The organism is Anaerovibrio sp., from assembly GCF_024697385.1.
Lineage (GTDB): Bacteria > Bacillota > Negativicutes > Selenomonadales > Selenomonadaceae > Anaerovibrio.
The window spans coordinates 1-5,627 of record NZ_JAILFV010000060.1 but is presented as its reverse complement, the minus strand read 5'-3'; the positions used below and the strand labels follow the sequence as shown (position 1 = coordinate 5,627).

Annotated in this window: 5 protein-coding genes and 1 pseudogene; all 6 read right to left on the bottom strand. The window is 46.5% G+C overall.

The genetic code is table 11. From position 1 onward, the window contains the following. Positions 1 to 182 (bottom strand): annotated as a pseudogene (locus K6C05_RS03025) (metal-dependent phosphohydrolase); the annotation flags it as partial. Positions 183 to 352: 170 nt separating this feature from the next. Then, entirely contained in the window at positions 353 to 1,300 is a 948-nt protein-coding gene (locus tag K6C05_RS03020) for an LPP20 family lipoprotein (protein WP_296731067.1), read from the bottom strand. Positions 1,301 to 1,318: 18 nt separating this feature from the next. Continuing rightward, positions 1,319 to 2,095: an LPP20 family lipoprotein gene (locus K6C05_RS03015; protein WP_296731066.1), complete on the bottom strand. Its 777-nt coding sequence runs from the start codon at positions 2,093 to 2,095 to the stop codon at positions 1,319 to 1,321. Between the two features lie 74 nt (positions 2,096 to 2,169). Beyond that, entirely contained in the window at positions 2,170 to 3,048 is an 879-nt protein-coding gene (locus tag K6C05_RS03010) for a hypothetical protein (protein WP_296731064.1), read from the bottom strand. A gap of 34 nt (positions 3,049 to 3,082) precedes the next feature. Next, positions 3,083 to 4,243 (bottom strand): hypothetical protein, encoded by a 1,161-nt coding sequence (locus tag K6C05_RS03005; RefSeq protein ID WP_296731062.1) that lies wholly within the window; start codon positions 4,241 to 4,243, stop codon positions 3,083 to 3,085. A 28-nt stretch (positions 4,244 to 4,271) separates the two neighbouring features. Then, positions 4,272 to 5,537 carry a hypothetical protein gene (locus tag K6C05_RS03000; RefSeq protein WP_296731059.1) on the bottom strand — a complete coding sequence of 422 codons (1,266 nt, stop codon included), beginning with the start codon at positions 5,535 to 5,537 and terminating at the stop codon, positions 4,272 to 4,274. Between the last annotated feature and the right edge of the window lie 90 nt (positions 5,538 to 5,627).

Below are 5,627 nucleotides of genomic sequence, written 5' to 3'. Positions count from 1 at the left end.
GACAGCATGATGTCATGCTCCGTAAGCTGCAAATGTGCCGCCAGCTCCCTGGCATAGGCTGTAACATAGCCAGTATGTATTTCCTTGGTTTTTATCCCCAGCATAACACTTTCATCATCTTCATAAAATGATTTCATATACTGGTCCATCCATCCATGAGCCTTTTTCAGTAAATCCTTCATCTATTAACAGCCACCACCTGATACAAAACAAAGGAGCTGTATCCACAGCCCCACACAATTATTCTAAAATTATATCACAAATAAGCTAATATTAAAAACCTGACCGGGTCTTTGGCAAATAAAAGAGCCGGGAAAACGGAAACCCGCATCTCCCGGCCCATGAAAAATCATCAGCGGACAAATACTACATTGGCATTGTTCAAAAAGCCTGTCAGCTTGTTTTCGGATAAGATGAGCTCTGCATCAGCCTCAGAAATCACAGGGCTGCAGCCTCCTTCAACGCTGCTTGCCTTGACAATTAATGGATTATTGCCGGCTCTTTCTACCCCTGAGGCAAAATTTTTGGCATAGCTTACATAGCCCTTGGCAATAATTTCATCATGGGAAAAGTGCTCTGCTCCATAAACCACCTGACGGTTGGCTGTAAATACTGCAGGTGCCATTGCCGGCTGAAGTCCCAGACCCTGGCAGTCAATTATGACACCGGTATATGTACCGCTGGCCACCGGAGTTCTGGTATATGATGGTGCTGGCTGAGGTGCAGCCACAGGTGGTGCAGACGGTGGAGTCACTGAAGGTACAGATGGTGCCGATACAGTTGGCGGATAAGACGGTGCAGCCGGGGTCACGGCCGGCGGAGTTATCTCAGAAACTGAAGGTGCTGTTGGCATAGCCGGTACAGGAGCTGCTGTCCTGAACTTTTCAGGTTCAGGGAAATTCACTCTTTCCTTTACCGGTAAAACTGCAGCGGCCAGGGAGGACTTACCGCCATATACAGGCAGTTCAACTACTACATGGAAATATCCCTGGGCATCCTGATATTTGTCAATGACCTTGGCTCCCTTGACCAGACCATTGATTTTGGTGGTAATTACATCACTTTTAATAACAGCATCCTGTACCACTGTAGCACTGTCAATTCTGATGCTCCCAATTTCCTCAAGAAGATTGCGCATGGCATCCAGCTTGGCAGCCCGATATCCATTTGGTGCCAGCTGCCCCGGAGCCGCCACTCCTTCAGCCACTACATTTCCGTTGCTTATATCTGTTTCAGCAAAGGCAATGGCTGACATGAGCAGCATTGTGACAGCTGTTATCAATACGATTAGCTTTTTCATGGTTTTCCACTCCCATTATCACTTAACAAAAACTACGTTGCCTGCATTGAGGAAGCCGGTCTGCTGATTTTCTGCCAGGATTTTACCTGCATCAGCAGAAGATACTATAGGATTGACAAAATCCTTGATTCCCTGTGCCCTGACGATAAGAGGATTGGAACCGGCACGGGAAACACCATTGGAAAGGCTTCTGGCATAACCTACATAGCCCTGATTTATTACCTGCTCATAGCTGAAATTAACCTTGCCGTATACCAGCTTATTATCAGCGGTAAATACTGCCGGAGCCATTGCGGTTTCCAGACCAAGTCCGGTGCAGTCAACGATCAGTCCGGTATATGGGCCGGTGCTGGCAGGAATCTGAGGTACAAATACTGATGCTGATGGCAATGCTGCCGGTGGTGCAGTAGTAGCAGGCATAACTGCTGCTGCCAGTGACTGGGCACCATGAACAGGGAATTCAATGATTACATGATATCCATCGGCATCCTTGAACTGTTCTACTACCTTTGCTCCCTTGAGCATACCGTTAATTCTTGTCTTGATAACATCGCTTGCAGTGATGCTGTCCTGAACTGTAGTCTCGGAATCGATGTGCACTCCCTGAACTTCCTCCAGGGCATTGCGCATTGCATCCACCTTGGCTGCACGATACCCGGCTACAGCATTTTTATTCTGGAGAGCTCCTACGCCATCTACCCTGATTACTCCGTCGGTGATATCCGTTGATGCAAAGGCCGTACAGCCTACCAGCATCATTGCCAGGGCAACTATTGTCGCAAAAATCCTTTTCATGGTTCATTCCTCCTAAAAAATACTTGTATACTTAATTTTTATTTACTCCCAATACATCCTTTGAAGATTGAGTATTACCGTTTATTACGCCAATATTTCAAGGTATCATTGGCCATTTTTTCTGCTGCGTCAAGTCCTGCCTTCGCCAGTACCAGCCGTTCTGCCTCATCAGGAGTAACAGCTAATATTTCATAGGTTTCCTGAAAACTGCCAATAATTTGTTTTTTCATGCAGTCATAGGCATGAATTCTCACTATTGACCTTCCAAGATACCCATTTCCTACCGGATTTGCGGTCACTTCCAGGACCTCAGCTTCACCTACAATTGCAAAATTTACCATGATTGTATTATTCTCAATCAGTTCCCTGATGCCATTGTCAAAGCTGGAATAATCACCTGTGGTATAGCTGTACCTTGCAGCAGCCAGGGCATCATCATCCACTTCTGTCTGAAACCCCTGAAGCTCAAAGCGGTGATTGAATGCCTCCATCAGCTTCTCACTGAATGCCTTGTTATTTGTTGTACCCATGGCCCGCATAATAATGCTTGCCGTCATATCATCATTGGCAGTCTGCCGGCCGGCCACTCCGCGATAAAAATCCCGCTGCAGGCCTGTACGGTTTACCATTACCTCGGCTATTACCATAATCTGATTGCCACTGCTGTTCTTCTTTAATACTATGCAGCCTTCCACATAATCATTGTAATTTTCCATTATTTTGGAAAAAATACTTTCAGGATCATTCTCGGCCCGCGTATCGTGGGAAAAAACCTTAAAGACCGCTCTTTTTTTTGCGTCTTCCTCGGCTGTTTTTTCCTGACCATCCTGAGCCATACCATTCATCCTCAGGGTAACCACCCCGTCAGGCTTCACCTGGGCAAAGCCGGTACTGAAAAGGCACAGCCACACCGCCACCAGCACAGGAAACAGCTTGAGTACCCTGTTCATCATATCCCATCATCCTCCTGCGAGTTCACCATCATTGTCACTGTACCTGCAAAACAATTTTGGTGGTACTCTCCAAAGGTATCAGGGCTATGCCATTATCACCGGCCGCTTTCACAATTTCCTGGGAAAGTTCATACAAATCATCCCAGCCGGTACCGATTATCTTTATTTTATATACACCCTGAGGGGAAAATCCCGCTCTGGTAATCCGGCAGTTCGCCCCCTCCAGCAGACTGTTGAAGAAAGCACTTTGGGAAGCCCTGTCCCTGATTCCATGTATTTCCACGGTAGTATTGAGATTGTTAACTCCACCGCGATTTTCAAACTGTATTGTTTTTAAAGCTGCCCCGGCAAGGTATTCAGCAGCCGTTGATGCGGCCTCCCGCCTGGCAGCGAATACTGCTTCGTCAGCGGTCCGTCCAACTCCTGTGAACCTTTCCATATAATTCTGGGCGTAACCATTCTGAATTCCTACAAAGGAGAAGCTCGCCTCTACTGCCGCCCTGTAATACCCGCTCGAGTCCAGTGTAACAGCTGTATCCCTAAGGGTTCCACACAGTACAGAATTTGCTTCATTGTCACCATCATTTCTGGCAAGCTGTCGCAGCTCTGCCGGTAATGGATTTGGACTGTGGGCCAGCAGCCTGGCTACATTGTCATTCACCACCAGCTGTATGCCCATTTCGTTGAGATATTGTCCTACAATATTAACGGCCCTCTCATCTCTCTGTACAGTTCCGTCCAGTCCATAGCCTATTACTGCTACATTGGCTATTTTAGGTTCCAAAATAGCTGTCATGGCCTTGGCCACATCGTCCCTGTATTTTGTCTCTATATTAGTATCGTCGCATTCCAGATCAACCTTTACTACATATATGCCACCCTGAACCCCTTCAGAAAGCACTGAATTGATTTTTACATAGCCGGTGGAGCGGGAAACTATTTTGTCAGTGACCAGAACCCCCATGTCCACTTCACTGTTGGATCTCACATACATGCCGACTTTGGTTTCCAGCAATGAACGCATGGCATCCCTTATGGCAGCCTCCCGGGCTTTTTGGCCATTTCCTTCATAAACAGCTGCTCCCTCTACGATCTCAGCCTCACATACAGGCTGCTCAAATCCCCCTGTGATGATGGATATTAATCCGGCTATCAATATGGGAATTAGCCATTTTTTATTCAGATACCCCATCATATTCTATCATCCCATTTCCTGAAACACTTTACCTGTCCTGACTGCCCAATTCCTGAGCCAACCCCAGAAGCAGGGCACTGTATATCATTTTATCATCATAATCTGTTCCGGTACCCTCCGGCAGCTTGACTGTTCTGGTATTCAACCTGCTCAGTTCAGCCTTCTCATCGCCTTCAACAGGTTTTTTTGCCAACCAGACCTTATGCAGGAAAGTATATACATCCTTCCCGGATTCCACAACCTTACTGGCAATTCCGGAAATATCCAGCCTGATTGGATATTTTGGGTTGGACATGGCAACATTCACCTTGCCGTTTGCACTATCGAGACTCAGCTTGTAAGCGGAATCTATCATGCTGTTGGCCAGATCCTCGCCTCCCACCGCCGGTGGATAGACAACCCGTTTGGTTTTTTTCTGGTAGGCAGATGTGAAATAATATCCCACCAGGAACCGTAAATCCTCGGCCTCAGCCTCCGGGAACAGGGCCCTGGCCTTTTGGGAGGACATGGCCACATCTGTCACCTGATAGGTTTCCATACCCATCTTGGCCTTGTCATCCTTGATATTTCGCTTTATATTGGAAAAATTTATATCCTCCTTAAGCATTTTTCTTGTCAGTGAAATGATTTTACGGCTTTTCTCCTCAGGGGTAATTTCTTCTGTCCTGAGGTTGCGCCACCTGTCCTTTTGGATATCATATTCCGGAATCCCTATGCTTTCCGCTTCGACCATTGGCACAATCCCCAACAGCCTCAGACTGACTGTATTGCCTTCGGCAGTCACCCTTTCCGGATCAAGGTTTTCTTCAGGTACGCAGAACAGTAAGGATATACCTGCCACAATGGTAGAAGTATATGCCGTATATAACGGATTGTTGTTTCTGGTGTCAATGGCGGTGCTTACCATAACGGTGGGATAAAGAAATATCCTGTCATCTGTGAGAAGCTGTTCACCACTGCTATGGTGAAGGTCCGCCGTCATCTCCCTTATTTCATATGGGAGTTCATCCTCCGCTGCCATCTTGTGCAGCTTTTCCCGGATCATATTGCCCAGCAGCTGCTGTTCATAATCATCCAGCTTTATATTATTTATGGAATTTTCATATGTGCATACCGGCTGAAGATACACCACCGGTTTTTCTGCTGCTGCAATGCCTGTGGTCATCAATATCATCACAGTCATTGACATCAATATCCCAAAGACTCTTTTCACGACTATTCCTCCAGAACCGCACTGTTTTTGTTTATAACGCCATTGTTCAAATTTTTCTTCTTTAGAAGAAAAATCTTCCAATTAGCGTTTCAACGAGCTGGGAGATATGCTCGCCAGCTGTTGTAGTTTGTTTTCCCCCACCTAAAGAGGAAGGGGACATCTTAAAGCTCG